Genomic DNA, 4,545 nt, shown 5'->3' on the forward strand with positions numbered 1-4,545 from the left:
GACACACGCTTCGACCAAAGCCAACTGGAAGGCAGCTGGAGCCTACTCGGCTTCGCGGAGCAAACAGCCCAGCCCAGCCCCCTGCTGCGCCTAACCCAGGTCCACAATCGCTTCAGCGCCGAGCCGGAGCTGCAACAGCAACTCCGCTTCATTTACATTGACGATGGCAGCGACCCGGCCCGACATGTGATGCTCGAACAGATCGGAGAGCGCTTCCTCACTCTGCAGGGCGACCCGGCGACCCTACAGGAAATACGCGCCCGCTTCGGCGCAACCCAGGGTGAGGAAGAGGCACCACTGTTTCTGATCGGACCGGCTGGCCGCATCCACGCCCTGTTTACCTCCTTCCAGGAAGGGGCTAGCATCGCTGCGGATATCAAGACCCTGATCAACCACTACCGGTAACCTCATGCGCGAAGAACCCTCCCGCCGCTTCACTGAAACCCCCTCGACTATCTCTTTATCAGCCTGCAATACCTGCTGCCACATCACCTGATATCGGCGCTGACCTACCGCATCACCCGCATCGAGATAAAACCGTTCAAGGATTGGCTGATCCGCAACATCATCAAACTCTACCGGGTCGAGATGGAGGAGGCACTAGAGCCCGATCCAAGCCGCTACCGTAGCTTCAACCACTTTTTCACCCGCGTCCTGCGCCCCGATGTCCGCCCGGTGGCTGAGGCCCCGGAGGCGATCGTCTGCCCTGCCGACGGCGCGCTAAGCCAGTGCGGTGACATCGAAGAGGGCTACATCTTCCAGGCCAAGGGGCGCGACTACTCACTGCTGGAGCTGCTCGGCGGCGACCCCCAGTGGAGCGAGCGCTTTGAAGAGGGCAACTTTGCCACCATCTACCTCTCGCCACGCGACTACCACCGGGTGCACATGCCATTCAGCGGCACCTTGCAGCGAATGATCCACGTCCCCGGTCGGCTGTTCAGCGTCAACGCCACCACCGCGCGCATGGTGCCACGGCTGTTCGCCCGCAACGAACGGGTGGTCTGTCTGTTCGAGACCGAGATCGGGCCGATGGCGATGATCCTGGTGGGAGCAATCAACGTCGCCAGCATCGACACCGTCTGGGCCGGCACCGTCACCCCCCGCTCCCGCCAAGTCAGCCATTGGAACTACACCCCCGAGTCAGAGACACCCGAGCCGATCAGTCTGCAGAAGGGCGAGGAGATGGGCCGCTTCAACATGGGCTCCACAGTGATCCTGCTGTTTGGCAAAGATGCGACAGAGTGGATGGAGGAGCTAGAATCCGGCATGCCGCTGAAGATGGGGCAGCAGATCGCCACCGTCACCCCGGTCTGAACACACTGGAGATCCTTGCGTAGGAACGCCGCTGGCGGCACGAACCCTCCACCCCCGAACATTCGCACCGCAAGCGGTGCCCCCATTAGGAATTTCATTCCGCAGGCGCAGATGGAATAATCGGCACCGAATCCACAAAAAGGAGTTAGGAATGGAAAAGATCGCCCCGATCAGACTGGCCGATGGCCGCCTCATCATGGTGGAGATGGAGCAGGGTGATCTCGCCCTGCCGGGCAGCGGGGCCGCCCCCACCGACCTACCGGCAGGCGCCGAAGCCACCGGACTCAGCGACAATATCAGCAGCGCCATCGGTCTGCTGCGCAACCAGATCAGCGCGGTGGCCGATACTGTACAGGAGGCGCTGGTCAGCAACCGTCCCGACGAGTTGAAGGTAGAGCTGACCATCGGCTTCAAGGGCGAGAGCCAGCCGATCCCAGTGATCCTCACCGGCGCGACGAGCGGCGGGCTGAAGATCACTGCCAGTTGGAAACGGTAGACCTAGGCCGCCCCAGCCTGCCCTGGACGCTGAGAAGGGTAGCTGGGGTTGAGTTATAATTACAACTCAATCCATCCCCAAAGGATCCGATCGTAGGAGTGTCGCTTGCGGCGCGAACGCACCATCTGCCGAGCCTTCGCACCACAAGCGCTGCCTCTACAGACTTGCAGGAAAACAGGGTCTCGTGCCAGGCTCTATCTGTAGACATATAAGAGTTTTCTGATAGACTCTCCGCCTCTTTCTATCCCATTAGAGGTACTCCATGTTTCAGCTCACCTGCCCTGGCAGACAGTGCGTGAAAAACGACACTCTCTCCGGCCTGACTGTCGCGCTGGCGCTGGTTCCAGAAGCCATCGCCTTCGCGTTTGTCGCCGGGGTGGAGCCATTGGTGGGCCTCTATGCCGCCTTCATGATGGGCATCATCACCTCGATCATCGGCGGCCGGCCTGGCATGATCTCCGGCGCCACCGGGGCGATGGCAGTGGTGATGGTCTCGCTGGTGGCGCAACATGGCGTCGAATACCTGTTCGCAGCGGTGCTACTGGCGGGTCTGATCCAAATCCTCTCCGGGGTGCTGCGGCTCGGCAAGTTCATCCGCATGGTGCCGCACCCGGTGATGCTGGGCTTCGTCAACGGCCTTGCGATCGTGATCTTTCTCGCCCAACTGCAGCAGTTTCAGGTAGCCGACGCGGACGGCAACCTGGTCTGGATGAGCGGCGAGCCGCTGCTGATCATGCTCGGGCTGGTGGTGCTGACGATGGCGATCATCCACTTTCTGCCAAAGTTGACCAGCGCGCTACCTGCCTCGCTGGTGGCGATCGTCAGCGTCACCCTGCTGGTCTTCTATCTGGATTTGGACGCGCGCACTGTGCAGGGCGTGTTGGCCGACATGTCCGGCAATCCGCAGGCCACCATCGCCGGCGGCCTGCCTGAATTCCATATCCCGATGGTGCCGTTCAGCTTCGAGACCCTCTACATCATCCTGCCCTATGCCGTGATCCTCGCTGCGGTAGGGCTGATCGAGTCGCTGCTGACCCTGAGCCTGATCGATGAGCTGACCGAGTCCCGTGGCCGTGGCAACAAGGAGTGTATCGGCCAAGGCGTGGCGAATACGGTAAATGGTCTGTTCGGCGGCATGGGCGGCTGCGCGATGATCGGCCAGAGCATGATCAACATCAACTCCGGCGGTCGTGGCCGTCTCTCCGGCATCTCCGCCGCACTGTTCCTGCTCACCTTCATCCTGGTCGGCTCCAGCCTGATCGAAATGATCCCGGTGGCAGCGCTGGTCGGCGTGATGTTTATCGTGGTGCTCGGCACCTTCGAGTGGGCCAGCTTCCGCCTGCTCGGCAAGATCCCACTGGCCGACACCTTCGTCGGCATCCTGGTGGCGGTGGTGACGGTGCTCACCGACTTGGCGATCGCCGTGATCGTCGGTGTCATCGTCTCCGCACTGGTGTTCGCCTGGGAGCATGCCAAACACATCTACGCCAAGACCTATGTCGACAAGTACGGCATCAAACACTATGAGATAAGCGGCCCGCTCTTCTTCGGTTCAGTGCAGACCTTTGCCGATCTGTTCAATCCGAAAGATGACCCGGACGAGGTGATGGTCGATTTTGCCAATGCGCGAGTCTACGATCACTCAGGCCTGGAGGCGATCGATGCCCTCGCCGAACGCTACACCCGTGCCGAGAAGCGCCTGCACATCAAGCACCTGAGCCAGGAGTGTCAGAATCTGCTGGTGAAGGCGGGGGATCTGGTGGAGGTCAATATGCTGGAGGATCCACGCTACCACGTGGCGGACGACCGGCTGGCCTAACCAGAAGGGTAAATTCGATTGTAGGCGCGTCGCTCGCGGCGCGCCTACAGGGTGATGCACAATGTCCGGCTGGCAGGGATTGTTCTCAGCAATCCCTCTGCATTTCCTCCATCCATGGAGGCCAAGCCGGAGCTACCAGAAACGCACGCGGCCGGTGTCGACGTGAATGAAGTTGGATTTTGGGTAGAAGCCGACGCCACCCGCCTTTAGCGCCAGGGCCGCCTTGCGCAGCTCTTTCAGTTCAGTTCCCGGCAGACGGACGTCGATCGCCTTGCCCTGCATGTGCAGACTGCGCTTGGCGACACCATTGCTTTTGCCACGCAGCATGGCATTGCTCTTAGGTGAGCGATAGCCGGAGATCACCTGAAACTCCCCTACCCGCCCGACGCTGCTCTGCAGGCGATATAGCAGGTCAAGCAGCTTCGGGTCCATCAGGGTGCTGTCGCCAGTGCGGTGGTCACGCAGCAGCTGGTTGAGGCGCCGCAGATTCTCTGCCAGATACTCGCCGTCCGCCCAGTAGGCCAGCTTCTCCCGTTCGCCGGTGTGCAGATGGTGCAGGGCGATACTGCGTTCCTGTTGCTGCCCGATCGAGGCGAACAGGGAGGGGGCGGTCAAGGCGCTGCCGAGGGCAACACAACCGCTGAGAAAATGACGCCGGCTGGTATCTGGGCACTCAATCTGCGGGGCTTGAATCTGTTCTGACATACTTCGCTAATCCGGATAACTGGTTGCTCTGCCCGATGATTCGGCAGGGCCGCCAAAAAGACCATGCAAAGAGTATCAGATTATGACCGGGGTACGCCATCCTTGTGATTCCATTCACAATTCCAGGTTTATAAGCCTCTGATTAAGTCTGGGCGAAGTGGATTGTGATTCAGAATGTTCAGACTCAAGGCGCAAATCACACGTAAAGTTA

The 4,545-nt window shown here is 60.5% G+C and carries 5 protein-coding genes; 4 read left to right on the top strand and 1 reads right to left on the bottom strand.

The window, feature by feature from the left end; genetic code table 11:
- The 4 genes from RIFP1SYM_RS18470 to RIFP1SYM_RS15840 all read left to right on the top strand — a co-directional run.
- Positions 1-405 (top strand): thioredoxin domain-containing protein (locus tag RIFP1SYM_RS18470; protein WP_039960810.1); only part of this gene is annotated, 405 nt, incomplete at its 5' end.
- A gap of 183 nt (positions 406-588) precedes the next feature.
- A complete protein-coding gene (asd, locus tag RIFP1SYM_RS15830) occupies positions 589-1,314 on the top strand; it encodes an archaetidylserine decarboxylase (RefSeq protein WP_005966726.1) in 726 nt (241 codons plus the stop codon).
- A 151-nt stretch (positions 1,315-1,465) separates the two neighbouring features.
- Positions 1,466-1,810 (top strand): CU044_2847 family protein, encoded by a 345-nt coding sequence (locus RIFP1SYM_RS15835; RefSeq protein WP_006474805.1) that lies wholly within the window; start codon positions 1,466-1,468, stop codon positions 1,808-1,810.
- Between the two features lie 262 nt (positions 1,811-2,072).
- Entirely contained in the window at positions 2,073-3,629 is a 1,557-nt protein-coding gene (locus RIFP1SYM_RS15840) for a SulP family inorganic anion transporter (RefSeq protein WP_005966730.1), read from the top strand.
- Between the two features lie 132 nt (positions 3,630-3,761).
- Here the strand turns inward: RIFP1SYM_RS15840 and mepK are convergent, their stop codons facing one another.
- The gene (mepK, locus tag RIFP1SYM_RS15845) at positions 3,762-4,334 is read right to left on the bottom strand and encodes a peptidoglycan L,D-endopeptidase MepK (protein ID WP_005966732.1); all 573 of its coding nucleotides are present in this window, start codon (positions 4,332-4,334) and stop codon (positions 3,762-3,764) included.
- Positions 4,335-4,545: the final 211 nt, after the last annotated feature.

It is taken from the genome of endosymbiont of Riftia pachyptila (vent Ph05), from assembly GCF_000224455.1.
In the GTDB taxonomy this organism is placed as follows: Bacteria; Pseudomonadota; Gammaproteobacteria; order Chromatiales; family Chromatiaceae; genus Endoriftia; species Endoriftia persephonae.

Bases quoted from the DNA above. Each gene is read 5' to 3' on its own strand.
- asd (WP_005966726.1), top strand. From the start codon at position 589: ATGGAGGAGGCACTAGAGCCCGATCCAAGCCGCTACCGTAGCTTCAAC.
- RIFP1SYM_RS15835 (WP_006474805.1), top strand. From the start codon at position 1,466: ATGGAAAAGATCGCCCCGATCAGACTGGCCGATGGCCGCCTCATCATG.
- RIFP1SYM_RS15840 (WP_005966730.1), top strand. From the start codon at position 2,073: ATGTTTCAGCTCACCTGCCCTGGCAGACAGTGCGTGAAAAACGACACT.
- mepK (WP_005966732.1), bottom strand. From the start codon at position 4,334: ATGTCAGAACAGATTCAAGCCCCGCAGATTGAGTGCCCAGATACCAGC.